The following is a 24,765-nucleotide window of genomic DNA, read 5'->3' as shown; positions in this document are numbered from 1 at the left end:
ACACGATGGACCGGCCACCGCGGGAGCTCCACGAAACCGCAGTACGGAACTGCACGTCCCTCGGGACCGGACTGCCCGGGGCCTTCGCGGCGGGCGACGTCCGCCGCGGCTCCGCGAAGCGGGTCGCCTCCGCGGTCGGCGAGGGAGCGATGGCCGTCCATCACGTCCACGAACACCTCGGCCATACCGCCGCCGGCTCGGCGATCGAGGCGTGAACCATGACCGCCTCCACGGAAACAGGCACCTTCGCCCGGCCAGTCCGCCGCGCCGGGCGAAGAAGGCGGTACTGCCGCGAACCCACGAAAAGACGGAGGTGATGGGCGATGACCTTGCCCGTCCGGAGCCACCGCAGTGGAGGAGATCATCGCGGGCCGCGGCTGAGTAGTCCCATCCACGGAAGGAGAACCCTCATGGCCACGATTCCCGACCCGCACCTGGCGATGGTGCGCCCAGTGACGCCGCGTACCCCGGAGGGCTGCGAGGAGTGCCTCATGGAGCATTCCCCGTGGGTGCACCTGCGGCTCTGCCTCACCTGCGGGCACGTCGGCTGCTGCGACTCCTCGCCCCTCAAGCACGCCAGGCGGCACGCGGGCAGCGCCGGTCACCCCGTCGTGCAGTCCTTCCAGCCGGGAGAGGACTGGCGCTGGTGCTACGTCCACGAGGTCCTGGTCTGATGAGCGCGGCCGAGCACAAGCATGGTGCGGTCCGCGAGACACCGGACCGGTACGGGGCGTTCCCGCGCCTGACACCGGAGCAGCTCCAGCACCTGACCGCGCACGGTGAGCGCCGCAGGACCGCCGAGGGCGAGGTGCTGTACCGGGAGGGCGAGCCGTTCCGGGAGTTCCTCGCGATCCTCAGCGGGACCGTCGAGATCCTCCACGACCACGGCGGGCCCGACGAGCGCACGGTGGCGGTGCACGGACCCGGCAGGTTCCTGGGTGAACTCGGGCTGCTGGAGGGCCAAGCGGCGTTCGACACCGCCGTGGTGCGCGGGGCGGGCGAGATCCTGGCCGTACCGGTGGAGCGGCAACGCGCCCTGGTCGGCCGCGACCCCGTCCTCGGCGACCTGATCCTCCGCGCTTACCTGGGCCGCAGGTATCTGCTCATAGGCCTCGGCGCCGGCTTCCGGATCCTGGGGTCGTGTTATTCACCGGACACGCTGCGGCTGCGTGAGTTCGCCGCCCGCAACCGGCTGCCCCACCGCTGGGTGGATCTGGAGAAGGACAAGGAGGCGGAGGCGCTGCTGCGTCGGTTCGCCATCCGTCCCGAGGAGACTCCGGTAGTCCTTTGGAAGGGCGAGCGGGTGCTGCGCAATCCGAGCAACGCCGAACTCGCCCGGCTCATCGGGCTGCCCGCCCCCTCGCCGGAGGCCGGGCGGTGCGACGTCATGGTGGTCGGTGCGGGCCCCGCGGGACTCGCCGCCGCCGTGTACGGTGCCTCCGACGGCCTCACCACGGTCACCGTCGACGCCGTGGCCACCGGAGGCCAGGCCGGTACCTCGTCTCGAATCGAGAACTACCTTGGCTTCCCGTCGGGCATCTCCGGGGGCGAGCTCATCGAACGCGCGGTGCTCCAGGCCCACAAGTTCGGCGCCCGCCTCATGGTGCCGGCCCAGGTCAGCGGGCTCACCCCGCAGGACGACGAGTACGTAGTCACCTTCACAGACGGGTCCCGGGCCCGGGCGGGCGCCGTGGTGCTCGCCTCGGGCGTGTGGTACCGCAGGCTCGAGGTGCCCGGCATCGACCGCCTGGAGGGTATCAGCGTCTACTACGCGGCGACGGTCCACGAGGCCAGTCTCTGCCAGGCGGACCCGGTCGCCGTGGTCGGCGGCGGGAACTCCGCCGGGCAGGCGGCGCTGTTCCTCGCGAACCACGCGTCCAGGGTCCACCTCCTCGTCCGGGGCGGTGACCTCAACGCGGACATGTCGCGCTACCTGGTGGACCAGGTGGAACGGCACCCGAAGATCGAGGTACTGCTCCACACCGAAGTCCGGGGCGTCTTTGGGGAGGAGAAGCTGGAGTCGCTGATCGTGGAGGACAACGCAAGCAGTGAGCGCCGGGAGCTGCGGGCCGCGGCGCTGTTCGTGTTCATCGGGGCCCGGCCGCGCACGGAATGGCTCAGGGGCGTGCTGGCCCTGGACGAGAAGGGCTTCGTCCTCACCGGCGCCGACGCCCAGGCGGCGGCCGACGCGACCCGGTGGGCCTCGCTCGGCCGTGGTCCTTTGCTGCTGGAGACCACCCTTCCCGGGGTCTTCGCCGCCGGCGACGTCAGGAGCGGCTCGGTCAAACGGGTGGCCTCGGCGGCCGGTGAGGGTGCCATGGCTATCCGCCTCGTGCACGAGCACCGGGAGCAGACGGGCAACCTGGTTCGCACCGCTGGCCCCGAGGGGCGTCGGCCGGTGGCGGGCCAGTCCGTGTCCTGGCGCTGACCCTCCCCCTGACGGACCCCGGAGGCGGCCCGACCCACCACACGGTCGTCCTCCCAGCCGGCGCCCAGCGCACCGCTGACGGTTCCGCGCGGCCCTCACGGCGTGAGGACGACCTTCTCGCAGCGGTCCTTCTTGTTCTTGAACAGGTCGTAGCCGGTCGGTGCCTCGCTCAGGGGCAGCCGGTGGGTGATGACCCGGGTGGGGTCGATCTTGCCCTGCTCGATCAGACCCAGCAGCGGTTTCATGTACTTCTGCACATGGCACTGCCCGGTGCGCAGGGTCAGGGACCTGTTCATCCAGGCACCCGCCGGGAACTTGTCGATCAGCCCGCCGTAGACGCCGATGACCGACACCACGCCGCCGCTCCGGCAGGACAGGATGGCCTGGCGCAGCGCGTGTGGCCGGTCGGTCTCGGAGCGGACCGCCTGCTTGGCCCGGTCGTAGAGGTGGACGTGGGAGGCACCGTGTGTGGCCTCCAGCCCGACCGCGTCGATGCACTTGTCGGGGCCCCGGCCGCCGGTGAGTTCGAGCAGTGCCGACCGTACGTCGGTGTCCTCGAAGTCGATGGTCGTGTACCCCTGGGCGGCGGCCATGTCGAGCCGGTAGGTCTCCTTGTCGATCGCGATGACCTTCTCCGCGCCCAGGACCCGGGCGCTGTCCATGGCGAACTGGCCGACCGGCCCGGCGCCCCAGACGGCGACGACGTCACCTTCCTGGATGTCGCACATGTCGGCGCCCATGTACCCGGTCGGCAGGATGTCGGACAGGAACAGCACCTGCTCGTCGCTGAGGTCCGACTCGATTTTGAGGGCGTTGGCGTCGGCGAGCACCACCCGGGCGTACTCGGCCTGGCCGCCGGCGAAGCCACCGGTGAGGTGGGAGTAGCCGTAGATGCCGGCGGTGGGGTGACCGAAGAACTTCTCCGACATGCCGGCGTTGGGGTTGCTGTTCTCGCAGCACGAGTACAGCTCCGTGCGGCACGCCCCGCAGGCGCCGCAGGCGATCGGGAAGGGCACGACGACCCGGTCGCCGACGCGCAGTTTGTCGTCGCTGATGCCGGGGCCGACCTCGACGACCTCTCCCATGAACTCATGGCCCATGATGTCGCCCTTTTCCATGGTGGGGACGTAGCCGTCGAGCAGGTGGAGGTCGGAGCCGCAGATCGCCGTCGAGGTGATCTTCACGATGGCATCGCGGCTGTTCAGGATCGACGGTTCGGGGACGTCCTGCACCTCGACCGAGTTGCGTCCCGTCCAGCAGTTCGCCTTCATGCCAGGGCCTCCTTCAGTTCGTCCTCGGTCAGCGGTCGGGCCGGGTGCTGCGGGAACTCCCCGCGGGCCCGCTTGCCGCCGGGTGCGCCCTCGGAGCGGACGACCTCGCCGGTCTCCGCGATCTGCTTGAAGCGGCGCAGGTCGTCGTCCAGCTGCTGGTGCGGTTCCTCGCCGAAGTAGCGCGCCGCGGCCTCGCCCAACGCTCCCCCGGGCAGGTCGTAGCGCAGGGTCACCCGGATCTCCGTGCCCCGGCCGCCGGGAGCGGGCACGAAGCGGACCTCGCCGGAGTTGCCGATGTCGGCACCGTCCACCGACCGCCAGGCGATCAGCTGGCCGGGGACGTCCTGAGTGGTCTCGGCGTCCCATTCGACCGCCTTGCCGAACGGCGCGCCGGCCCGCCAGTGACTGGTGCGCGGGCCAGTGACGCGCACCTCGTCCAGGTGCGCCATGAAGTCCGGCAGTCGCTCCAGGTCACTCCAGAGGCCGTAGGCCTCGTCCGGGGATTGGGTGACGGTGGTGGCCGCGGTCAGTTCCATAGGGGTGCTCCTACGGGTGCGGGTCACGGCCGCGTAGACGTCCGTGGCCGTGATGGCGGTGACCGCGGCGGTCGCGGCGACGGTGCGGCCGAGGCCGCGGCCGCTGTGGTTCCTCAGGGCCCGGGCCAGCGCCGCCAGGTCCATGAGGTCGCCGCCGACGCGGCCCCAGAGCCAGGCCGGATGGGGCCGCCCCAGCAGCCCGGTCGCCGCCGCCAGCTCGCGCACTCCGACGGCGGTCGTGGCCGAGCGGTGCCGGGAGGTGTCGCCCACACCCAGTGCCCGGGCGAAGCCCGCCGGGGCGACGACCTGGGGCACGCCCAGGAGCGCGCTGGCCCAGCCGAGGCCACGTACGAGCGGATCGTGCCGGAGGCGGGAGGTGGAGCGGATGTCTGTCTTCATGAGTGCTCCCCACGTGCGGTGAGGTGAACGGAAGGCGTCGGGCCACTCGAGCGAGAAGGCGAAGCGCGCATAGCGGACAACGCCGGAGTTTCCGCTTGGCCCGCATTCAATCCTCAACTCCCGTCACCCGAACCGGCGCAGCCGTCCGGTCGCGGCGTGGACGTGACGCGCGCCAGGGGCTTGACGGGCGTTATCACCGGCGAATCCATGGCTTTGACTTCAGGAGCGGGTTCAGACCCGGCCTGTCGAGTACGCGCCCGTCAAGCTGGGCGGGCGGGGTCCGCCATCCGTCCTACCGGGCCGGACGCGGCCGATCGCCGCTGGTTCAGGTCCGACCGGGGCCCAGGCGACAACTGCCCGTCCAACCCCGGCCGAAGCCAGGGCCGACCGCCGCCCGCCGGCCGGACCGGTCCGGGGGAGCAAGGCGGACGGCGGCCCTCGGGTCCCTCACCGCTTGTGGCCGTTCCCGTGTCCGTCGGGATGCAGGACCACCTTGGTCCAGCCCTCGTCACGGGCGTCGAAGTGCTCGTAGGCGGTGGGGGCCTCGTCCAGGCTGAGCTCGTGGGAGACGACGAAGCTCGGCTTCGCCTTCTCGCCGGCGATCAGGTCCCGCAGCGCCCGGTTGTACTTCTTCACCGGCGCCTGCCCGGTGCCCATGCGCTGGCCCTTGAACCACATCATGCCGAAGTCGATCGGGACCTTGCCCTGTGCCTCCAGCTCGCCCTGGGCCTCCGCGCCGCCGGGGTCCTGGGGCAGGAACACGCCCACCACGCCGATGTCGCCGGTGAACCTGACCGAGTCGATCAGGCCGTTGAGCGTGAGGCTGGCGTCCTCGTGTCCCTGGGGGTCGTGTGCCTGGTAGCCGACGCATTCACAGCCGTTGTCGGCGCCCAGACCGAGGGTGGCCTCCTTGACGACCTCCGCCGGGTTTTGCTCGGCGGTGTTGATCGGGATGGCCCCGATCTCCTCCGCCTTGCGCAGCCGGTCGGGCTGGTGGTCGGCCGTCCAGACGCGGCCGGCGCCCTTGAGGAGGGCCGAGTAGGTCGCCATCAGCCCGACGGGACCGGCCCCGAAGACGATGGTCTGGTCGCCCGGCTTGACGTGGGCCATCTCGGTGGCGTGATAGCCGGTGGGGAAGATGTCGGCGAGCATCACGTAGTCGGTCTGCCGCTCGGCGGCGTCCTCGCCCAGACGCAGCGCGTTGAAGTCGCCGTAGGGCACGCGCAGCAGCTCCGCCTGGCCGCCCTGGTAGGGGCCCATGTCGGCGAATCCGTAGGCGGCTCCGGCGAGGGCCGGTTCCGGCTGCATGGTCAGGCAGTAGTTGGTCAGACCCCGCTCGCACTGCTTGCAGAAGCCGCAGGCGATGTTGAAGGGCAGGACCACGTACTGGCCGACCTGGACCTTGCGGACGGCCGAGCCGACCTCCACGACCTGGCCCATGTTCTCGTGTCCCAGGGTGCGGCCGGACTCGAACGAGGTGCGGCCCTCGTACATGTGCAGGTCCGAACCGCAGATGTTGGTAGTGGTGATCTTGACGATGATGTCGCAGGGGTGTTCGATCTTCGCGTCCGGTACGTCCTTCACCGTGACCGTTCGCGGTCCTTCATATACCGCTGCTTTCATGATTGCTTCCTTCGGTGCCCCGGCATGACCGCGACACGGCGGCGATGGAGGCGGCGCAAAGAGCCCAGCTCCCGGAAGTTGGTACGACGGGGTCCGCGGCTCCGGCACGCCTCTGCGGGCCGTTCACCCGGATCAGGTGGAACGGTGGTGCCGCCGCCGGCCCGCCAGGCGGAGCTCTGGCGGCGTAGCGTCCGGGTCCCCGTCGGCCCCCGACGCGAAACGACTACGCACCGATCGATCAGCTGATGAAAACGAACTAGTCCCGTACTTCGCGGGTCGTTGATTCGCATGACGTGACCGGTCCGGGGGTGTCCTGGGCCGGTCGTGTGGCGTTGGGTGGGGTGTGTCGATGACTTCCCGGTCTCCGCGGCCTCGGTCTCAGCGTCAGCGCCTTGATGTGGTGGTGACGTCCGTGGTGGAGAAGCGTCTGGGCGCTCTGCCTGTCGCTGCCGAGTTTCTGCGCCGGCTGGATGTCGCCGGGATCGTCGACGAGGTGTGTCCGGGAGGCGCGAGCGCGCATCTGACCCATGGGCAGGTGATCGAGGCGCTGGTGGTCAACCGGCTGACCTCGCCCGCGCCGCTGGTGCGGGTCGGTGACTGGGCCCGTACCTGGGCGGTGGAGGAGGTGTTCGGCATCGAGCCGGCCCTGCTCAACGACGACCGTCTGGCCCGGGCCCTGGATGCGATCGCGCCGGAGCTGGACAGAATCGCGGGGACGGTCGGCGCCCGGGCGATCGCCGAGTTCGGGATCGACGTGTCGAGGCTGCACTGGGACATGACCAGCATGTCTGTCCATGGTGCCTTCCCTGCCGAGGACCAGGACGAGCAGTACCCGGTCATCAGCTACGGGCGCCCCAAGGACCGGCGGGTGGACCTGAAGCAGGTCCAGGCCGGACTCGCGGTGTCCGCCGACGGCGGCATTCCTGTCCACGCCCGTGTCTTCGACGGGGGTGCGGCCGAGGTCAGCCAGGTCGTCGGCGCGATGAAGGACCTGCAAGGCATGGCTGGTGCACGGGAGTTCTTGCTGGTCGCCGATTCCAAGCTGGTGTCCTATACGAATGTCGCCGCCCTGCTCGCGGCCGGGGTGGATTTCATCGCGCCGGTCCCGGCTGCCCAGGTCAAGGACGAGGTCTACGCGGCCCTGGACGTTGCACGGGCACAGGCGGTGGACTGGCTGCCCGAGCGGGACGTGGACAAACCGGCCGCCGCGCGGGAGAGCTACCGGGTGCTGGAGGACGTCCACACCATGGCCGGGCGCCGCAAGCGGGATCCGGTGCACCGGGTGCGCCGGATCCTGGTGCACTCCACCGCCGTCGCGGCGGGCCAGCGCCGGGCCCGCGAGAAGCGACTGGCCCGGGCCGGCGAGGAGATGGACAAGCTCGCCGGCGCGGCGGGCGGCCGGCACTACGGCACCCAGCAGAAGATCATGGCCCGGATCGGGGTCATCGCAGCCAAGCGGCACGTCACCTCCTGCCTGCGCTGGACGATCACCGGAGGCGAAGGCGAGCCTCCCGCCCTTCGGTGGCACTTCGACCAGGACGTTTTGGCGGCCGAGGCTGCGGTGGACGGCTGGTGGGCGCTGCTGACGAGCATCCCGGCCGAGCAGGCCGGCCCGGGCCAGATCCTTGTCCACTACAAAGGCCAGGGCGCGGTCGAACGCCGGTACCACGACTTCAAAGGCCCCCTGGCGGTCGCGCCGGTCTTCGTGCAGCACAACCGGCGTGTCGCCGCTCTCATCCAGGTCATCTGCCTGGCCCTGCTCGTCTTCAGCCTGATCGAACGGCAGGTCAGACGCGCTCTGGGATCCGAGCAGACCATGGTCGGCCTCTACCCGGACCAGCGCCGGGTCCGCCCCACCGGCCGCATGATCTTCTACCATCTCGGCGAACTCACCCTGCGGATCGGCAACACCACCGATCCGCCCACCGTCCAGATCACCCGCGGTGTCCAACTCCACCTCCTCGATCTCCTCGAAACAGACATCACGCAAACCCGCTGGCCACAGACCTGAAACGACGACCCGCGAAGTACGGGACTAGTCACCGTGGTCGTCCTGCAGTACGCGGCGACGTTCCTGTTCGCGCTTGGAGTAGGCGGCTGCCCGGATCGCTTCGTCGCTCTCCAGGCTTGATCCGAGCGCGCCGCCCACCGTGGCGACCGAAGCGACGAACCAGGACAGCGTCAAGTACTCCGTGGCGTGCAGCGGGGTCCGTGTCATGGAAGCGAACACTTGGTCGTTGAGGATGAACAGCGCCCACACCAAGTTGATGACCATCAACCCCACGTAGCAGACGAGCACCCCGATACCCACGGTCACGACCGTCGAGGCGTTGTAGAGCCGCGCCCTCAGCCTCGCCTCCCGTGAAACCTCTGTCGAGCGGTCCCACAGCTGCGCGTCCACGATCAGCCAGCCGATCATGAGCCCGACCGACCCGACCATGGCGATCACGAGGCGTGGCGCGCTCAGGGCCTCAGCGAGGCTCCAGGTGGTGGAGTCCAGGGTGGCGATGGCCCCCGTGGCGAGTGCGGCCGCCAGGGCTTTCGACAGACCCGGCACCAACCGCCACGGCCGGTTGGCGCGGACCATACCGACGAGCACTCGCAGGTAACCGCGTGGCCCGCTGACGACGTACCGCAGATCGGCGGTCTCCTGTTCACCGACCGGGCCCGGATGGATAGGCACAAGACGACCGGCAAAGGGCCCCAGAAGCGGCTGACTCTGCGGAGGTCCTTCAGCCCCAGTGGCTCGCGGACCCGCCAAGCTGAGCACGGCTTCTTCCACCGCCCGCCGGGCCCTCGTCTGCAGACGCAGGCCCCCCAGCGAAGGGAGGGAGAGCAGCGCCAGGCCGTGTTCGTGACTCAGATCCACAGCGAGCTTGCGCCCGTGTGAGTGCAGCGGAAGGTCGGTGAGGGCCACGACGATGTCCCAGTTCTCCGCACCTCCGCGGTCCATCATCCGGCGCATCAAGGTGGGCGGGTCCTCCGTCCCCGAGGTGAAGGGCTCACTGACCACCTCGACCTCGAACCGTCGCCCCTGGCCCGACTTGTCGGCGAGCCGATCAGGAAGTGTCCGGGCCATGCGCTGCGCGATCTCCGTCGGCGCGTCCGGATCCGCCAGGAGAGCCACGACCGTAACGCCCTGCGACGACACCCGCATGACCGGACCCTTCTCGTCGGCTGCCCCCGCGATCGCAAGTGCCTACAGGATGCCCCCGGGGTGGCGTCGGCGCCGCGTGACACGCTGGCCTCCGCCGGCAGGTGCGGGCGGTACGTCCGGATCTCCTCGTCCTCCCAGCACAGGGCCTGCTCCCACCACCGGGCCGCGATCGCGTCCGCCACCGCGAACACCCGCTCAGGCGCCACCCCGGCCCGCACCACACGCTGCGCCACCGGCCGCCCGTTCGGTGTCCAACCCGGAAGGACGGATCGGTCCGTGCCCACTGCACGTCAGACAACGGCACACCCGAACCAACGACCGGCTGATCCAAACGAAACGGCCCAGCCGCCCAGCTCGAACGTATTCAGCACACACGAGGTCGAGAAAGCTCGTGCACACGTGAGAACTTGGGAGCACCTTTTCGCAGCCCACGCGCCCCCGAGTTCGACAGTTGGTAGGCATGCAGGGCGGGTCGGCCGCGGATCTCTGCAGGTGAGAGGGCTGGCACCCGCCTGAGACTGCCCAGAGGTGTGGGCAAACGGATTTGTCATGGGTCTTGCTCTGATCTGGCCTGTTGCTCGATCATGCGGGCATGTACTTGCGGAAGATCCAGCGGCGGAACAAGGACGGGTCGGTGGTCCGCTACCTCCAGCTCGCCCACAACCGGCGGGTCGGCGGCACCACCCAGGCCGAGGTGCTGGTCAACTTCGGCCGCGAGGACCGCCTGGACGTCGAGGGCCTGCGCCGCCTGGTCGCCTCGATCAACCGCTACCTCGGCGACGAGGACGAGGTCGCCGCGCCACTGGGAGTCGAGGATGCCGGGCCGCTGACGGTGGAGTCCTCCCAACCGCTCGGGGCGAGCTGGCTGCTCGACGGGCTGTGGAAGCTCCTGGGCATCGACACGGCCCTGGCCTCGCGCATCGACGGGCGGAAGTTCCGCACCGACATCGAGCGCACGATCTTCGCACTCGTCGCCAACCGGGCCATCGCCCCTGCGTCCAAGCTTGCCGCCGCCGAGTGGGCCACCTTCGACCAGGTGATCCCCGGCCTGGACGCCCTCGCCGAGCAGCACGCCTACCGGGCCATGGACCTGCTCGTCGATGCCGACACCCAAGGAACGGTGCAGGAAGCGGTGTTCTTCTCCGCCGCCCACCTGCTCAACCTCGAAGTCGACCTGGTCTTCTTCGACACCACCTCGACCTACTTCGAGCGCGACGAGGCGGATGCCCCGGACGGCGCGGGCTCCAGCCTGCGGCAGTACGGACACTCCAAGGACCACCGCCGGGACCTCCCGCAGATCGTCATCGGACTGGCCGTCACCCGCGAAGGCATCCCGGTCCGCTGCTGGACCTGGCCCGGCGGCACCAACGACCAGACCGTCATCACCGAGGTCAAGGACTCCCTGCGCGACTGGCGGCTCGGCCGGGTCGTCACCGTGACCGACACCGGCTTCTCCTCCGAGGCCAACCAGGCCTACCTGCGCCGGGCCGGCGGCCACTACATCACCGGCGCCAGGATGCGCGAAGGCTCGCACCGAGCCGACCAGGCCCTGGCCCGACAGGGCCGCTACCAGGAAGTGCGTGACAACCTGCGCGTCAAGGAGGTCCGCCTCGACGGTGACGGCGGCAGACGCTGGATCATCTGCCACAACCCCGCCGAAGCCGAGCGCGATGCCGCCCGACGGGAAGATCAACTCAACGCCATTCGTGAGGAGTTGGCGCGCATCAAGACGGCCCGGGAAGCGGACGCGAAGAAGGCGAAGGCCAAGGCCGCCCAGACCGGCAAACGCGCCGCGGCCCCCTCGGACACGCCCCACCGCAAGGCCGAGTGCGCGCTGCGCGACCACCCCGCGCTGGGCCGCTGGCTCAAGCAGCACCCCAGTACCGGGCGGCTGTCCATCGATGCCGCCAAGGTCGCCGCCGAGGCCCGGCTGGACGGCAAGTACCTGCTGGCCACGTCCGATCCCGACCTGTCCGCCGAGGACGTCGCGCTCGGTTACAAGAACCTGCTGGAAGCCGAACGCGCCTTCCGCACCATGAAGTCCACGCTCGATCTGCGGCCGGTCTACCATCGGCTGGACGAACGGATACGCGCCCACGTGCTGCTGTGCTGGCTCGCCCTGCTGCTGATCCGCGTCGCCGAGCGCCGCACCGAGCAGACGTGGCCCAAGATCGCCGCCGAGCTCGGCCGGGTCCACCAGGTCACCCTCTCCGGCCCGGCCGGCAGCCTCCAGCAGACCACCCGCCTGACTGACACCCAGACCAAACTCTTCAAGAACTGCGGAGTGCCCCTCCCGCCGAAGATGAGCGGCCTGAAGACCCCCGAATAGCCCCTGAGCTGGGAAAACACGCTCCGGAGCCGTGGGCAAACGGCCCCGGAGCCTCATCATGCCCATCGCCCCAGGTCAGCCCGCAGAATCGACACCACCGTATGCCCACCAACTGTCGAACTCGGGGCGCCCCATCGCCGACGTTACCGCAGGTCACGACCCTCACCTGGGGAAACTCCTTGAAGCGGGTGTCGCAGACAGGGCGCTTCGACAGCGCAGGCGACCTCGGCCACGCAGTAGGTGCGGCTCGGCCGCTCCAGGGCACATCCAGGGCACATGAGCCTGGAAAACGGCGTTGACCGGTGAGAACTACGTAGAAAAGTTTTCCCAGGTCAACGCACATTCCCCCATAAGGCCCCAGGTCAGCGCCCCGCCCCTCCCATTCGCTGCACGAGTGGCAGGACTTCAGCCACCGGCTGCACGATGCGGGGCACCAGGCGTACTGCCTGGTCTGGCCCTGAGCCGGGGCTCCTCAGTCTTCGGGCGGGGTTTTCGGACCCCGCCCTCCGCATGCCCCGAAGGGACCCGTCGGGCGACCGGGGCGCACCGGGGTACAACCGAGGACGCATGGGTCCGGCAGAGACGCCGATATGCCCCCGTTCGTGAGGACGAGTCACGCCGGGCGAGCGCCTTGACGCTCCCTCCCGCGTCCAGGAGAGCACGGAGGCGTAGCCTGCTGGCTCGATCATCGCCGCGTGAGCGGCAGTTGGGCCCGGGTGGGAGGAACGTCATGGGTGCTGCTCCGGCGTTGGAGGAGCTGCGGGAGGTCTGCCAGCCGCAGGCCAAGCTGGCGAGCCGCAACGGCGAACACTGGGCGGGCCGCCTCTACATGCGCAAGATATCCCTGCGCGCGACCCGCCAGCTGGTGCGCACCCCGGTCACCCCGGACCAGCTGACCTGGACCATGGTCGTGTGCGGGGTCGCCGCCGGCGCCGCGCTGATGGTCCCCGGCCTGACCGGTGCGGTCCTCGCCGTGGTCCTCATGCAGCTGTTCCTGCTCTTCGACTGCGTGGACGGCGAGGTCGCCCGCTGGAAGGGCCAGAACAGCGCGACCGGCATCTACGTCGACCGGCTCGGCGCGTACCTCGCCGACGCGGCACTGCTGGCGGGCGCGGGCTACCGGGCCGCCGAGTCAGGCGTCGGCGGCTGGCTGTCGGTGGGCATCGCCACCGCCCTCGGGGTCGTCCTGCTCAAGGCCTCCACCGACCTGGTGGACGTCGCCCGCGCCCGGCGCGGACTGGCCGTCGCCGACGACGAGTCGGCCCGTCCGCGCTCGCAGGGCGTGGCCACCGTGCGCCGCGTCGCCGCCGCCTTCAAGATCCACCGGGTGACCAACGGCATCGAGGCATCCCTCGTCCTGCTGGTCGCGGCGGTCGCCGACGCGGTGACCGGAGGCATCGAGCCGACCCGCTGGGCGCTGGGCGCGCTGGCCGTGATCACCTGGCTGATGGTCCCGGCCCACCTGCTGTCGATCCTGTCCTCGTCGCGCCTGCGCTGACGTGCTCCGAGACGTACTCGGGCTCGTCGAGGCCCGGACCGTCCGGGAGGGCGGGGCTCAGGCAGGGCCCCGCTCCCGGGCGGCGCTCGTGACGACGTCCCGCAGCCGCTCCAGGTACAGCCGCAGGTTCTTGTGCGCCATCTCGGTGTCCGGGTAGCGGCTCGCGAACCACAGGCCCTCCCGGAGCCGGGTGACCCATGCGCACACCTGGTCGCCGTACGACACCCTGAGCAGCCCGTACGCGTTCAGGTCGGTCCAGCGGTCGGAACCGGGGATGTCGCGGGAGTCCGCGTACGAGACGATCGAGTACAGGTCCGGGGACGTGGGGCGGAAGTCCGTGCCGAGCAGGCGCAGCACCCGGTCGATGGGCATGCGGGACAGCCGCCGGTTGGCGTGCAGCGCCTCGCGCACGGTGCGCAGCGCGCTCGGGAAGTCGGTCGCCCGCTCCACGGGGATCTCGATCGGTGCGCCGCCGACGTACCAGCCCACGGACCGCGACCACCGGGACCTGGTCCGGGTGTGGAACGGCACGACCGTGCGGTAGACGGGCTCCCCACCGATCTCGTGGACGATGAGCGCGGTGGCGGCCAGGACGCCGACCAGGCTGCCGCCCTGGGGACGGCAGTACGCCTCGAACCCGGCGGCGTCGGCCGCGCCCACGAGCGGCTCCCGCATGAGCTTCTGCTCGGGCAGCCCGCCACCGGGCGTCAGACCCAGGTCGACGGGGAAGGAGGGCAGCCGCCCGTCGCACCGCTGGATGAACTCCCGCCAGCGGCCGACGATGTCGTGGGTCCCGTCGATCCGGTCCGCCTCCGCCCGCTCGGCCTCGCAGAAGTCGACGTAGCTGCCGACCGGGGGATGCTCCACGGCCCGGCCCGTGAGGCCGGCCGCATACAACTCGTGGATCTCGGCGGGGATGCGGTAGATGGAGTAGGCGTCGACGTTGCTGTGGTCGAAGGCCATGTACACGCTGGTGCCGTCGTCGCGGACGACCGCCGTGTAGATGAGGTTGGGCCAGCGCAGCGCGTCCGCCGTCGCGTCGAAGCGGTCCTGGAGGTGGCGGGCCAGTTCCGTCGCGTCCGGGAAGTCGCCGACGTCCTCGCGGTGCAGCGACACCGCCTCCGCGTCGAGCGTGAACCGGCGCAGCGGGGCGCCCGCGTCACCGGTCCAGCGGAAGCCGCTGCGCAACGTCTCGTGCCGCAGCGTCCAGCCGCGCAGGGCCTCCTGCAGCACGTCGAGGTCGACCGGGCCCGGGATGTCGAAGGCCGCGCCGATCCAGGTCGGCACGAACAGGCCGTCGTCACGGACGGACCGGGCCGTCCTGATGTGGGACTCCTGGATGTATGCCGGTGGGCGGGCGTCCTCCGGCAGCACGGCGGCGATGTCCAGGGTCCTTGGACCGAGTGTCCACTCGACGAGCCGTCCCGGCCGGATTCCGCACCGTTGGATGTCGGTCATTCGCACGGGGGCGTCTCCGTTCGCAGATAGGACAGACCCGATCAGGGGAATGCCGTTTCCACGAGCTGATACGCGGCGTGTCGACGCTTTTCGGTGAAACGGATGGTTTCCCGAACGACGGTGCTAGGAGCGCCCGATGCCGTCGGCCAGGCCCTGGCCGTCCGTGCTCTAACCGTCCGTGCCCTTGCCCTTGTCGCCGTCCCTGTCGCCCCGGCTGTCGTCCGGGTCCCGGTCCTTCTCCTCGTTCAGCGACTTGAGGAACTCGGGGTTGTCGTCCGGGGCGACCCACTGCTGCCGGCCGCCGCCCCGGCTCCAGGCGGAACCGACCTGGTCGCCCGCGCCCATCGGATGCCGCTTCTTGCCCGCGATGATCCAGGAGATGGAGCCGACGAGCGGGAACAGCAGCACGAGGATCGCCCACAGCGGTTTGGGCATGTGGCGAATGTCCTCGTCCTTCGTGCTGATGCAGTCGATGAACGCGTAGACGCTCAGCGCGAGGGGGACGATGAACATCAGCACCCGGAGCATGGGCCTCTCCAGAGAAGGGGTCGTCGGGGACGTCGGCACAGCCCCCAGGTACAGGCCCAGGGTAACCGTTCGGGGATACTTGACCCCATGGCTTACGACGATCTTCGCTCCCTGCTCAGGGCCCTGGAGCGCGAGGGCGACCTCAAGCGCGTCAAGGCAGAGGTCGACCCGCATCTCGAGGTCGGTGAGATCGTCGACCGGGTGCAGAAGGCCGGCGGTCCCGCACTGCTCTTCGAGAACGTGCGCGGCTCGAGCATGCCCCTCGCCATGAACGTGTACGGCACCGACCGCCGGCTGCTGAAGGCGCTCGGACTGAAGTCGTACAGCGAGATCAGCGAGAAGATCGGCGGTCTGCTCAAGCCCGAGCTGCCCCAGGGCTTCATCGGCGTGCGGGAGGCGTTCGGCAAGCTCGGCGCGATGACCCACGTACCGCCGAAGAAGGTGAAGGACGCCCCGGTGCACGAGGTCGTCCTGCACGGTGACGACGTGGACCTCGACCGGCTCCCCGCCCTGTTCACCTGGCCCAAGGACGGCGGCTCCTTCTTCAACCTGGGCCTCACCCACACCAAGGACCCCGAGACGGGCATCCGCAACCTCGGCCTGTACCGGCTCCAGCGCCACGACAAGCGCACCATCGGCATGCACTGGCAGATCCACAAGGACAGCCGCAACCACTACCAGGTGGCGGCCCGGCGCGGGGAGCGGCTCCCGGTCGCCATCGCCTTCGGCTGCCCGCCCGCCGTGACGTACGCCTCCACGGCGCCGCTCCCCGGCGACATCGACGAGTACCTGTTCGCCGGGTTCGTGCAGGGCAGGCGGATCGAGATGGTCGACTGCAAGACGGTCCCGCTCCAGGTCCCGGCACAGGCCGAGGTCGTCATCGAGGGCTGGCTGGAGCCGGGGGAGATGCTCCCCGAGGGCCCGTTCGGCGACCACACCGGCTTCTACACGCCGCAGGAACCGTTCCCCGCCCTGAAGATCGACTGCGTCACGATGCGCAAGCGCCCGCTGCTCCAGTCGATCGTGGTCGGCCGACCGCCGACGGAGGACGGCCCGCTGGGCCGCGCCACCGAGCGCTTCTTCCTCCCCCTCCTCAAGATCATCATCCCGGATATCGTGGACTACCACCTCCCCGAGGCCGGCGGCTTCCACAACTGCGCGATCATCTCGATCGACAAGAAGTACCCCAAGCACGCCCAGAAGGTGATGCACGCGGTCTGGGGCGCCCACATGATGTCGCTGACCAAGCTGATCGTGGTCGTTGACTCCGACTGCGACGTGCACGACCTGCACGAGGTCGCCTGGCGTGCGCTCGGCAACACCGACTACGCCCGCGACCTCAGCCTCGTCGAAGGCCCCGTCGATCATCTCGACCACGCCTCCTACCAGCAGTTCTGGGGCGGCAAGGCGGGTATCGACGCGACGAAGAAGTGGCCCGAGGAGGGGTACACGCGCGACGGCGGCTGGCCCGACATGGTCGAGTCCGACCCGGCCACGGCGGCGCTGGTCGACCGCCGCTGGAAGGAGTACGGACTGTGACGTCGGCCTCCGCCGCGCTCCCGCGGCAGCCGGGGCGCACCAGGGCGTTCCTGCGCCTGGTGATGATCGAGCACTCGGTCTTCGCCCTCCCCTTCGCCTACATCGCGGCCCTCACCGCGATGTACGAGTGGGACGGGAACATCCACTGGGGCCGGCTGCTCCTGGTCACGATCGCCATGGTCGGCCTGCGCACCTTCGCGATGGCCGCCAACCGGATCATCGACCGCGAGATCGACGCCCGTAACCCGCGCACCGCGCACCGCGAGCTGGTCACCGGCGAGGTGTCGGTGAGGCACGCGTGGACCGGCGCGCTGATCGCCCTCGTGGTGTTCCTGGTCGCGGCGGCCCTGCTCAACCCGCTCTGCCTGGCCCTCGCGCCGATCGCGGTGATCCCGATGGTGGTCTATCCGTACGGCAAGCGGTTCACCAACTTCCCGCAGGCCATACTGGGCCTCGCCCAGGCCATGGGGCCGGTCGGCGGCTGGCTGGCGATCACCGGCGCCTGGTCCTGGGAGGCGGTCGTCCTCGGCCTCGCGGTCGGCATCTGGATCGGCGGCTTCGACCTGATCTACGCCTGCCAGGACGTCGACACCGACCGAGAGGTCGGCGTGAAGTCGGTCCCGGCCCGCTTCGGCATCCCGGCCGCCATCTGGGGCGCCCGCGCCTGCCACGCCGTGACGACGGCCCTGTTCGTCTGGTACGCGGTCCTCACCGATGCCGGAGCCTTCTTCTGGCTCGGCCTCCTGATCGTCGCGGGCGCCTTCGTCTACGAACACACCATCGTCCGCCCGACCGACCTGACCCGTCTGAACCGGGCGTTCTTCAGTGTCAACGGCTTCATCGGCATCGCGCTTTTCGTCTGCGCGCTGCTCGATCTGCTGGTGCGAGGGCTCACCTTGTAGTCCTTCCAGGTGGTCGTGCTCGATTTTCGGCTGCGGGAGAGGGAGCGGACCGTAGGCGCCCCTCGTGCTCCCCGCTCCGGGAATGTTCCGAGGGCCATGCCCATGAAGAACCCGTTCACGCTCACCTGCTCCCCGCGCACGCGGGGACGACCGTTCGGAGCCGCCGGTCCGGGCAGGGCGCGCACACCGGGCCCCGGCCTCACACGGTGAGCGCGCCCCGGTGTTCGGGTGTGCGGCGGAACAGGAAGGCCGCGGCCACGCCGGCCAGCAGGCCGATGAGGTGGCCCTGCCAGCTGACGCCGGTCTGGCCGGGGGCGATGCCCGCGAGGACCGAGCCGCCCCAGACCGCGCCGACCAGCACCCCGACGACGGCGCCCATCGGCCGGCGCTCCACGAAGCCACTGCACAACAGGAAGCCGAAGAGGCCGAAGATCAGGCCGGAGGCGCCCGCGGTGTTGGTGTGCGCCGGGGCTATGAGCCACACACCCAGCCCGTCGGCGACGATGACCAGCGCGCACACGGCGGCGAACCGGCGCAGGCCGCCGAGGGCGGCGAGGAAGCCGAGCACCAGCAGCGGCACGCTGTTCGCCGCGACATGGGCGAAGCCGAAGTGGATGAAGGCGGAGGGGACGACGTCGGCCAGCTCCGAGGCCGTGCGCGGCACGACGCCGAAGTCGTCCAGAGCATGACGGGAGACCGTGTCGGCCACTTCCAGCAGCCACAGCAGCGCCACCCAGGCCGCCATCACCACGGCCGCCGTCTTCGCCCGCTCGCGTCCCGACCACGGTGAACCGGTGTTGGACACGGCAACCCCCTCCGTCTGGATCGTCCGCCTGGGGAACGGACCGGCCCCCTTGCCCGGTTCCCACCCCACCATGCCGGATAGGCTCGGTGCCGTGAACCATCTCAAGCCAGGAGAGACGACCCGGACGCCTTGGATCCTGGGGGTGTCCGGCGCTTCCGGCACGCCGTATGCGGCTGCCGTGCTCCGTGCGCTCCTCCAGGCGGGAGAGAGCGTCGACCTCGTCGTCAGCCGTGCCTCGCGGCTCACCCTGCTGGACGAGACCGGCATCGCCTTCAGGGACGCCCACTGGCGCGACGACCTGCGGGAATGGCTGTCCCGGGGTGCGGACGGCAAGCCCGGCACCTTCGCCGTGGACCTCGACGGCGTACGGCACTGGGCCGCCGGTGACCTCGCGGCGGGCCCCTCCTCCGGCTCGTACCCGAGCAAGGGCATGCTGATCGTGCCCGCCTCCACGGCCTGTGTGGCCGGGGTCGCGCTCGGGCTGTCCAAGGACCTGTTGCAGCGGGCGGCGAGCGTGACCCTGAAGGAGGGGCGCAAGCTGGTCGTGGCCGTCCGGGAGACCCCGCTGAACGGCCAGACCCTGCGGCACCTGGTCACCCTCGACGACGCGGGCGCGGCCGTGGTGCCCGCCTCGCCGGGCTTCTACGCGGGCGCGACGCACATCCAGGACCTGGTGGACTTCGTCGCCGGACGCGTGCTCGACGCGGCGGGCGTCGAGCACCGGCTCTACCGCCGGTGGAAGGGCGAACTCGGCGGCGGGTCCACCCGCACCGAGTGAGCCCGAGGAGGCCGGGGGTCCCCAGAGCCCTTCGAGTCCGTGGAGCCCGTCGCGGCACCAGCGCCCGCAGCAACACCAAGAGCACCAGCAGTAGCACCAGCACCACCACCCGAACCACCTCTCAGCAGACTCCAGACTCTTCAGCGGAAGGCTTCGATCGCATGGACGCGGTGGACAGGCAGCTCATCCAGGCCCTGAGAGAGAACGGCCGGGCCTCCTACGCCGAGCTGGGGCGCCTCGTCGGACTGTCGGGCCCCAGCGTCACCGACCGCATCAACCGGCTGGAGGCGGCCGGCGTCATCACCGGCTACCGCGCCACCGTGGACGCCGCCTCGCTCGGCCTCGGGGTGACGGCCCTGATCGGCATCTCGCTCTCCGACGCCGCCGACCACGAGGACGTGGCGCAGCGGCTGAAGGACCTGAGGGAGATCGAGGACTGCTGGTTCATCGCCGGCGAGGACTCCTACATGCTCAAGGTGCGGGCGGCCGACGTGGACGGGCTGGAGCGGACCATCCGCCGGCTGTCCGGCACCAAGGGCGTCTCCCGGACCCGTACCACCATCGTGCTCTCCACGAAGTGGGAGAACCGCGTCGGTGAGCTGCCCGAAGAGGTCCGGTAGCCGGGACGTTACGGTGGGCGGAGTCTGTCTCAGGGTCCGTCTCGGGGTCTCTCGGGAAAACCCAGGGAAACCCAGGAAAACCCAGGAAAACCCAGGAAAGAGGTATCGGCATGGACGTCGGGCTCAAGCGCGAGCTGGAGGAGAAGGTCCGCTCCGGTGAGCGGCTGTCCCGCGAGGACGGCATCGCGCTGTACGAGTCGGACGACCTGGCCTGGCTGGGCGGGCTGGCGCACGAGGTGCGGACGCGGAAGAACGGCGACGTCGTCCACTTCAACGTCAACCGCCACCTCAACATGACCAACGTGTGCACCGCCTCCTGCGCCTACTGCTCCTTCCAGCGCAAGCCGGGGGAGAAGGACGCGTACACGATGCGCATCGAGGAGGCGGTGAAGCTCGCGAAGGAGATGGAGGCGGAGAACCTCACCGAGCTGCACATCGTCAACGGGCTCCACCCGAACCTGCCGTGGCGCTACTACCCGCGTTCCCTGCGCGAGTTGAAGGCCGCCCTGCCGGACGTGTCCCTGAAGGCGTTCACCGCCACCGAGATCCACCACTTCGAGACCATCTCCGGGCTGTCCGCCTCCGAGATCCTCGACGAACTGATCGACGCCGGGCTCGAGTCCCTCACCGGCGGCGGCGCGGAGATCTTCGACTGGGAGGTCCGGCAGCACATCGTCGACCACCGCACCCACTGGGAGGACTGGTCGCGGATCCACCGGCTGGCGCACGAGAAGGGGCTGAAGACGCCCTGCACCATGCTCTACGGCCACATCGAGGAGCCCCGCCACCGCGTCGACCACGTGCTGCGGCTGCGTGAACTCCAGGACGAGACCGGCGGTTTCCAGGTCTTCATCCCGCTGCGCTACCAGCACGACTTCGTCGACATGAAGGACGGCAAGATCCGCAACCGCCTCCAGGCCAGGACGCAGATGGCGACCGGCGCCGAGGCGCTGAAGACGTTCGCCGTCTCCCGTCTCCTCTTCGACAACGTCCCGCACGTGAAGGTCTTCTGGGTGATGCACGGCGTCAACACCGCCCAACTCACCCTCCAGTACGGCGCGGACGACATGGACGGCTCCGTCGTCGAGTACAAGATCACCCATGACGCGGACGACTTCGGCACGCCGGACAAGCTCACCCGCGAGGACCTGCTGGACCTGATCCGCGACGCCGGCTTCCGTCCGGTGGAGCGCAACACGCGGTACGAGATCATCCGCGAGTACGACGCCGCCGACCCCGCCCGCCGCGAGTCGCCGCAGCCGATGCGGGTCTGAGGGAGAATCCGTACCGTGCCTCTCGTCTTCACCCTGGATCCGCCCGTCACTCCGGAACTCCGGGACGGCATCCTGGAGTTGTGGGTCGACGTCACCGACGCGGGCGGTGCCGTCGGCTTCGTGCCGCCGGTGACGCGGGACGACGTCCGCCCGGAGCTGGTGCGGCAGTTCGTGGCGATGGCCGAGGAGCGGTCCCGGCTGCTCGTCGGGTACGACGAGCAGGGGCGGGTGGCCGCGACGGCGTTCCTCACCCTCAACGCCCATCGGCTGATGACCCACTGGCTCTGGCTGTACACGGTGATGGTCCACCCCCGCCACCAGGGCAAGGGGTACGGCCGTGACCTGCTCGCCGCCGCGGAACGGGCCGCCCGCACCCTCCCCGGCATCGAGGGGATACGGCTCACCTGCCGCGGCGGACTCGGCCTGGAGCGCTTCTACGGCTCCTGCGGCTACAAGGAGGTCGGCCGGATCCCCGGCGCGATCCGGGTGGCCCCGGGCGACGAGCGGGACGACGTCGTCATGCTGCTGCCGCTCGCCTGACCCCCCGCCCGGGGGCTTCGGGGGCGGGCGTGCTTCACTGGAGGATGTCCCATTGGGACACGTTCTGACCGTTCGTCCGGGAGAGTGGATGAGATGCTCCGCTACACGTTGATGCGCTTCGGGATCTTCGTGGGCTGCCTCCTGGTCGTCTGGGGCCTCGTCTACACCGGCCTCGCCCCGCGCGGCCTCGGCGACTCCAACGGTCTGTGGATGATCCTGCTCGCCATGCTGCTCTCGGCCCCGATCAGCCTCGTCGTGCTGCGCAAGGAACGGGACCGGGCCTCGGAGCGGATCGTGCGGCGGGTCGACCGGGTGAAGGCCAACCTGGAGGCCAACCGCAACCAGGAGGACGTGGCCGACGACGCCGCCCGCACCCGGACGCAGAACCAGGCCCAGCCCCAGAACCAGCAGGGGCAGGCGCAGACCTCGTAGGCGGTGTGAGTTCCCCCACCCGTGCGCCGCTCCACCCCTCGTCGTCCGACACCCCGGTTTCCGTAAAACCCATGGAAACCGGGGCGCTTTGCGTTGTGCGGGTGCTTTTCGATCTCTGCCTCTCAAAGTAAGGCTATGGGAGTCTCAAAGGGCAGGTGTTAAGGTCGTGGGGTGAAGTCAGCAGCCGTGTTCCCCGCACCCCGGAGGGCCCCCCTCGTGGCACGCCTGCACGTGGACCTCTGCCGGGTCACCACCGCGAACTGTCGCCCCTGACGTTCCCGACGCCCTGACGTCCTGACGCCTGCGGAGGCCCGGCCCTTCCGCGTGCGGCGCTTCCCACGTCCTCGGTGTCCCGCTCTGCCCTGGCGCTACGTCCCGTCCTCACGCATTCCCCCTCCCCACACCGGAGCATGTCCGTGTCCACGAACACGAAGTCCTTCAAGCTGCCCATAAGGGCCCCCTTCTGGGCCCAGATACTCGCCGGCCTCGTCCTGGGCGTCCTGCTCGGCTGGCTCGGCCGCAGCCAGGACGTCACCTGGCTGGTCACGGCCCTGGAGAAGACCGGCGGCATCTTCATCGGTCTGCTCAAACTGGCCGTGGCGCCGCTCGTCTTCTTCGCGATCCTGGTCTCCATCACCAACCTGCGGAAGGTCAACAACGCGGCCCGGCTGGCCTCGCGCACCCTCCTCTGGTTCCTGGTCACCTCGCTGATCGCGGTGACCATCGGCCTCGTGATCGGCCTGGTCACCAACCCCGGCGCGGGCACCGGACTCACCCCCGCGGACGGTGGGAAGCCCGAGAAGACCGGCTCCTGGCTCGACTTCCTGACCGGCATCGTGCCGACCGACGTGATCACACCGTTCACCGAGCTGAACGTGCTGCAGATCGTCTTCCTGGCCGCCGTCGCCGGTATCGCCGCCCTCCAGCTCGGAGAGAAGGCCCAGCCGATCCTCACTCTGAGCGAGTCCGTCCTCGAACTCCTCCAGAAGGCCCTGTGGTGGGTCATCCGCCTCGCCCCGCTCGGCACCCTCGGCCTCATCGGAAACGCCATCGCGACCTACGGCTGGGACCTGATCGGCCAGTACGCGACCTTCACCGCCGACGTCTACATCGGCTGCCTGATCGTCCTGTTCGGCGTCTACCCGGCGCTGCTCGCGGGCGTCGCCAGGGTCAGCCCGGTCCAGTTCTTCAAGGGTGCATGGCCCGCGATCCAGCTGGCCTTCGTCTCCCGTTCCTCCGTCGGCACCATGCCGCTCACCCAGAAGGTCACCGAGCGCCTCGGCGTGCCCAAGGAGTACGCGTCGTTCGCCGTCCCGTTCGGGGCGACCACGAAGATGGACGGCTGCGCCGCGGTCTACCCCGCCATCGCCGCGATCTTCGTCGCCCAGATCTTCGACGTCCCGCTGGGCGTCGGCGACTACCTGCTGATCGCCTTCGTCTCGGTGGTCGGATCCGCCGCCACGGCCGGCCTCACCGGCGCGACGGTCATGCTGACCCTCACCCTCTCCACGCTCGGCCTGCCCCTGGAGGGCGTCGGCCTGCTCCTCGCCATCGACCCGATCGTGGACATGATCCGCACCGCGACCAACGTCGCCGGGCAGGCCCTGATCCCGGTCGTCGTCTCCGCACGGGAGGGGCTGCTCGACCGCGACGCCTACGACTCGGCCCACTCCTCGCCCGTCGACACCGCCCCGGCCGAGGATTCCCGGAGGGTGCCGGTCGCCGTGGCCTGACCGGCACCGGACGCCCCGCACGTCGGGCACGTCGCGACGCGCCCGGGGCGTCCGTCGCGCCTCCGTGGCGTCCTCCCGGCGGGGCCGGGAGGACGCCACGGGCCCGTAGGCTGACCCGTATGGGTGCCGTGAAGAGCAAGCGGATGCCGCGGGCGGTCCGCGAACAGCAGATGCTGGATGCCGCTGTGCGGACCTTCGGTCGACGCGGGTACACGGCCGCGTCGATGGACGAGATCGCCGAACTGGCTGGTGTGTCCAAGCCGTTGGTCTACCTGTATCTGAACTCGAAGGAAGAGCTGTTCACCGCGTGCATCCGCCGTGAGGCGACGGCGCTCGTCGAGGCGGTGCGCGCGGGCGCGGGTCCCGGGCTGCCCGCGGACCGCCAACTCTGGTCGGGCCTGACGGCGTTCTTCACCCATACCGCGCGGCACCCGGACGCCTGGGCCGTGCTGCACCTCCAGGCCCGCACGCACGGCGAGGTCTTCGCCGCCGAGGTCGCCACGATGCGCGCGGAGGTCGTGGCCTTCGTGACCGAGCTGATCCTCGCCGCCGCCCGCGAAGCGCACCAGGACCCCGATCTTCCCGAGGACGAGGTCTCCGGGCTCGCGGAGGCCCTGGTCGGCGCCGCCGAGGCGCTCGCCGACTGGGCCAACGCCACCCCCGGCGTCACGGCCCGGCAGGCGTCGGCCACCCTGATGAACTTCTCCTGGGAAGGGCTGGGCGACCTGATGGCGGGCCGCCGCTGGTCACCGCCCGACGGTACGGAGGGTGCGGAGGGCATGGAGGGCATGGAGGGCAGTACCGCCGACGTCGGCCCGGTCTCTCACGCCGGGTGGACCTCCCCGGTCAGGTGAAGGCGCTCGACGGGGCCGCACAGCTCGGAGCGCCCGTCCTGAGTCCCGGAGGGCTCACTCG

Annotated in this window: 23 protein-coding genes; 16 read left to right on the top strand and 7 right to left on the bottom strand. The window is 70.1% G+C overall.

From position 1 onward, the window contains the following. Positions 1–5 precede the first annotated feature (5 nt). The 3 genes from AC6F7H_RS10750 to AC6F7H_RS10740 all read left to right on the top strand — a co-directional run bounded on the left by AC6F7H_RS10750 (position 6) and on the right by AC6F7H_RS10740 (position 2,428). Positions 6–215 (top strand): hypothetical protein, encoded by a 210-nt coding sequence (locus AC6F7H_RS10750; RefSeq protein ID WP_500762196.1) that lies wholly within the window; start codon positions 6–8, stop codon positions 213–215. A gap of 195 nt (positions 216–410) precedes the next feature. Beyond that, a complete protein-coding gene (locus AC6F7H_RS10745; protein ID WP_109377547.1) occupies positions 411–674 on the top strand; it encodes a UBP-type zinc finger domain-containing protein in 264 nt (87 codons plus the stop codon). Beyond that, positions 674–2,428, top strand: a complete 1,755-nt coding sequence (locus tag AC6F7H_RS10740) for an FAD-dependent oxidoreductase (protein WP_500756762.1) — start codon at positions 674–676, stop codon at positions 2,426–2,428. Before AC6F7H_RS10745 ends, AC6F7H_RS10740 begins: the two co-directional genes overlap by 1 nt. Positions 2,429–2,523: 95 nt before the next feature. On the opposite strand, the gene AC6F7H_RS10735 is transcribed toward AC6F7H_RS10740, so the two are convergent. The 3 genes from AC6F7H_RS10735 to AC6F7H_RS10725 form a co-directional block, all read right to left on the bottom strand. Next, the gene (locus AC6F7H_RS10735) at positions 2,524–3,699 is read right to left on the bottom strand and encodes a zinc-dependent alcohol dehydrogenase (protein WP_500756761.1); all 1,176 of its coding nucleotides are present in this window, start codon (positions 3,697–3,699) and stop codon (positions 2,524–2,526) included. Continuing rightward, entirely contained in the window at positions 3,696–4,634 is a 939-nt protein-coding gene (locus tag AC6F7H_RS10730) for an SRPBCC family protein (RefSeq protein ID WP_500756760.1), read from the bottom strand. The genes AC6F7H_RS10735 and AC6F7H_RS10730 overlap by 4 nt, the downstream gene beginning before the upstream one ends. A gap of 447 nt (positions 4,635–5,081) precedes the next feature. Beyond that, positions 5,082–6,257, bottom strand: coding sequence for a glutathione-independent formaldehyde dehydrogenase (locus AC6F7H_RS10725; protein WP_500756759.1), 1,176 nt, complete (start codon positions 6,255–6,257; stop codon positions 5,082–5,084). Positions 6,258–6,669: 412 nt separating this feature from the next. Between AC6F7H_RS10725 and AC6F7H_RS10720 the strand changes: the two genes are divergently transcribed. Further along, positions 6,670–8,268 (top strand): IS1634 family transposase, encoded by a 1,599-nt coding sequence (locus tag AC6F7H_RS10720; RefSeq protein WP_500754409.1) that lies wholly within the window; start codon positions 6,670–6,672, stop codon positions 8,266–8,268. 24 nt (positions 8,269–8,292) lie between these two features. Here AC6F7H_RS10720 and AC6F7H_RS10715 read toward each other — a convergent pair whose 3' ends face one another. Beyond that, positions 8,293–9,414, bottom strand: coding sequence for a hypothetical protein (locus AC6F7H_RS10715; protein WP_500756758.1), 1,122 nt, complete (start codon positions 9,412–9,414; stop codon positions 8,293–8,295). A gap of 592 nt (positions 9,415–10,006) precedes the next feature. Here AC6F7H_RS10715 and AC6F7H_RS10710 point away from each other — a divergent pair. Both AC6F7H_RS10710 and AC6F7H_RS10705 read left to right on the top strand, forming a co-directional pair. Further along, positions 10,007–11,743, top strand: coding sequence for an IS1634 family transposase (locus AC6F7H_RS10710; protein ID WP_500754414.1), 1,737 nt, complete (start codon positions 10,007–10,009; stop codon positions 11,741–11,743). A 730-nt stretch (positions 11,744–12,473) separates the two neighbouring features. Beyond that, positions 12,474–13,241, top strand: coding sequence for a CDP-alcohol phosphatidyltransferase family protein (locus tag AC6F7H_RS10705; protein ID WP_500756757.1), 768 nt, complete (start codon positions 12,474–12,476; stop codon positions 13,239–13,241). A gap of 57 nt (positions 13,242–13,298) precedes the next feature. Here AC6F7H_RS10705 and AC6F7H_RS10700 read toward each other — a convergent pair whose 3' ends face one another. Continuing rightward, positions 13,299–14,705, bottom strand: a complete 1,407-nt coding sequence (locus AC6F7H_RS10700) for a condensation domain-containing protein (protein WP_500756756.1) — start codon at positions 14,703–14,705, stop codon at positions 13,299–13,301. 162 nt (positions 14,706–14,867) lie between these two features. Next, positions 14,868–15,227: a PLD nuclease N-terminal domain-containing protein gene (locus tag AC6F7H_RS10695; RefSeq protein WP_500756755.1), complete on the bottom strand. Its 360-nt coding sequence runs from the start codon at positions 15,225–15,227 to the stop codon at positions 14,868–14,870. An 87-nt stretch (positions 15,228–15,314) separates the two neighbouring features. Between AC6F7H_RS10695 and AC6F7H_RS10690 the strand changes: the two genes are divergently transcribed. Both AC6F7H_RS10690 and mqnP read left to right on the top strand, forming a co-directional pair. Continuing rightward, a complete protein-coding gene (locus AC6F7H_RS10690; RefSeq protein ID WP_500756754.1) occupies positions 15,315–16,766 on the top strand; it encodes a menaquinone biosynthesis decarboxylase in 1,452 nt (483 codons plus the stop codon). Then, a complete protein-coding gene (gene mqnP / locus AC6F7H_RS10685; RefSeq protein WP_500756753.1) occupies positions 16,763–17,668 on the top strand; it encodes a menaquinone biosynthesis prenyltransferase MqnP in 906 nt (301 codons plus the stop codon). Before AC6F7H_RS10690 ends, mqnP begins: the two co-directional genes overlap by 4 nt. 199 nt (positions 17,669–17,867) lie before the next feature. Here the strand turns inward: mqnP and AC6F7H_RS10680 are convergent, their stop codons facing one another. Beyond that, positions 17,868–18,473, bottom strand: coding sequence for a rhomboid family intramembrane serine protease (locus tag AC6F7H_RS10680; RefSeq protein ID WP_500756752.1), 606 nt, complete (start codon positions 18,471–18,473; stop codon positions 17,868–17,870). A gap of 91 nt (positions 18,474–18,564) precedes the next feature. Here AC6F7H_RS10680 and AC6F7H_RS10675 point away from each other — a divergent pair, with 91 nt between their 5' ends. The 8 genes from AC6F7H_RS10675 (at position 18,565) to AC6F7H_RS10640 (ending at position 24,704) form a co-directional block, all read left to right on the top strand. Continuing rightward, the gene (locus tag AC6F7H_RS10675; RefSeq protein WP_500756751.1) at positions 18,565–19,251 is read left to right on the top strand and encodes a UbiX family flavin prenyltransferase; all 687 of its coding nucleotides are present in this window, start codon (positions 18,565–18,567) and stop codon (positions 19,249–19,251) included. A gap of 161 nt (positions 19,252–19,412) precedes the next feature. Next, positions 19,413–19,871 carry an Lrp/AsnC family transcriptional regulator gene (locus AC6F7H_RS10670; RefSeq protein WP_109377535.1) on the top strand — a complete coding sequence of 153 codons (459 nt, stop codon included), beginning with the start codon at positions 19,413–19,415 and terminating at the stop codon, positions 19,869–19,871. Between the two features lie 110 nt (positions 19,872–19,981). After that, complete coding sequence (gene mqnE, locus AC6F7H_RS10665; RefSeq protein ID WP_500756750.1) at positions 19,982–21,145, top strand: aminofutalosine synthase MqnE; 1,164 nt, start codon at positions 19,982–19,984, stop codon at positions 21,143–21,145. A gap of 15 nt (positions 21,146–21,160) precedes the next feature. After that, on the top strand, positions 21,161–21,685 hold the full coding sequence (locus tag AC6F7H_RS10660; RefSeq protein ID WP_500756749.1) for a GNAT family N-acetyltransferase: 525 nt from the start codon (positions 21,161–21,163) through the stop codon (positions 21,683–21,685). Between the two features lie 93 nt (positions 21,686–21,778). Then, positions 21,779–22,117: a DUF4229 domain-containing protein gene (locus AC6F7H_RS10655; RefSeq protein WP_500756748.1), complete on the top strand. Its 339-nt coding sequence runs from the start codon at positions 21,779–21,781 to the stop codon at positions 22,115–22,117. Between the two features lie 171 nt (positions 22,118–22,288). Then, positions 22,289–22,390: a putative leader peptide gene (locus AC6F7H_RS10650; protein ID WP_375231937.1), complete on the top strand. Its 102-nt coding sequence runs from the start codon at positions 22,289–22,291 to the stop codon at positions 22,388–22,390. 137 nt (positions 22,391–22,527) lie between these two features. Further along, positions 22,528–23,850, top strand: coding sequence for a dicarboxylate/amino acid:cation symporter (locus AC6F7H_RS10645; RefSeq protein ID WP_500756747.1), 1,323 nt, complete (start codon positions 22,528–22,530; stop codon positions 23,848–23,850). Positions 23,851–23,969: 119 nt separating this feature from the next. After that, positions 23,970–24,704: a TetR/AcrR family transcriptional regulator gene (locus AC6F7H_RS10640; RefSeq protein WP_500756746.1), complete on the top strand. Its 735-nt coding sequence runs from the start codon at positions 23,970–23,972 to the stop codon at positions 24,702–24,704. Positions 24,705–24,765: the final 61 nt, after the last annotated feature.

Source organism: Streptomyces sp. MMS24-W38 (assembly GCF_059889265.1).
Note: the sequence above shows the minus strand (reverse complement) of the source record. Positions and strands in the feature narration are given on the sequence as shown.

What these genes read in the sequence shown, in the direction of transcription:
- AC6F7H_RS10750 (WP_500762196.1), top strand. Translation starts at nt 6, where the DNA reads ATGGACCGGCCACCGCGGGAGCTCCACGAAACCGCAGTACGGAACTGC.
- AC6F7H_RS10745 (WP_109377547.1), top strand. Translation starts at nt 411, where the DNA reads ATGGCCACGATTCCCGACCCGCACCTGGCGATGGTGCGCCCAGTGACG.
- AC6F7H_RS10740 (WP_500756762.1), top strand. Translation starts at nt 674, where the DNA reads ATGAGCGCGGCCGAGCACAAGCATGGTGCGGTCCGCGAGACACCGGAC.
- AC6F7H_RS10735 (WP_500756761.1), bottom strand. Translation starts at nt 3,699, where the DNA reads ATGAAGGCGAACTGCTGGACGGGACGCAACTCGGTCGAGGTGCAGGAC.
- AC6F7H_RS10730 (WP_500756760.1), bottom strand. Translation starts at nt 4,634, where the DNA reads ATGAAGACAGACATCCGCTCCACCTCCCGCCTCCGGCACGATCCGCTC.
- AC6F7H_RS10725 (WP_500756759.1), bottom strand. Translation starts at nt 6,257, where the DNA reads ATGAAAGCAGCGGTATATGAAGGACCGCGAACGGTCACGGTGAAGGAC.
- AC6F7H_RS10715 (WP_500756758.1), bottom strand. Translation starts at nt 9,414, where the DNA reads ATGCGGGTGTCGTCGCAGGGCGTTACGGTCGTGGCTCTCCTGGCGGAT.
- AC6F7H_RS10710 (WP_500754414.1), top strand. Translation starts at nt 10,007, where the DNA reads ATGTACTTGCGGAAGATCCAGCGGCGGAACAAGGACGGGTCGGTGGTC.
- AC6F7H_RS10705 (WP_500756757.1), top strand. Translation starts at nt 12,474, where the DNA reads ATGGGTGCTGCTCCGGCGTTGGAGGAGCTGCGGGAGGTCTGCCAGCCG.
- AC6F7H_RS10695 (WP_500756755.1), bottom strand. Translation starts at nt 15,227, where the DNA reads ATGCTCCGGGTGCTGATGTTCATCGTCCCCCTCGCGCTGAGCGTCTAC.
- AC6F7H_RS10690 (WP_500756754.1), top strand. Translation starts at nt 15,315, where the DNA reads ATGGCTTACGACGATCTTCGCTCCCTGCTCAGGGCCCTGGAGCGCGAG.
- AC6F7H_RS10670 (WP_109377535.1), top strand. Translation starts at nt 19,413, where the DNA reads ATGGACGCGGTGGACAGGCAGCTCATCCAGGCCCTGAGAGAGAACGGC.
- mqnE (WP_500756750.1), top strand. Translation starts at nt 19,982, where the DNA reads ATGGACGTCGGGCTCAAGCGCGAGCTGGAGGAGAAGGTCCGCTCCGGT.
- AC6F7H_RS10655 (WP_500756748.1), top strand. Translation starts at nt 21,779, where the DNA reads ATGCTCCGCTACACGTTGATGCGCTTCGGGATCTTCGTGGGCTGCCTC.
- AC6F7H_RS10645 (WP_500756747.1), top strand. Translation starts at nt 22,528, where the DNA reads ATGTCCGTGTCCACGAACACGAAGTCCTTCAAGCTGCCCATAAGGGCC.
- AC6F7H_RS10640 (WP_500756746.1), top strand. Translation starts at nt 23,970, where the DNA reads ATGGGTGCCGTGAAGAGCAAGCGGATGCCGCGGGCGGTCCGCGAACAG.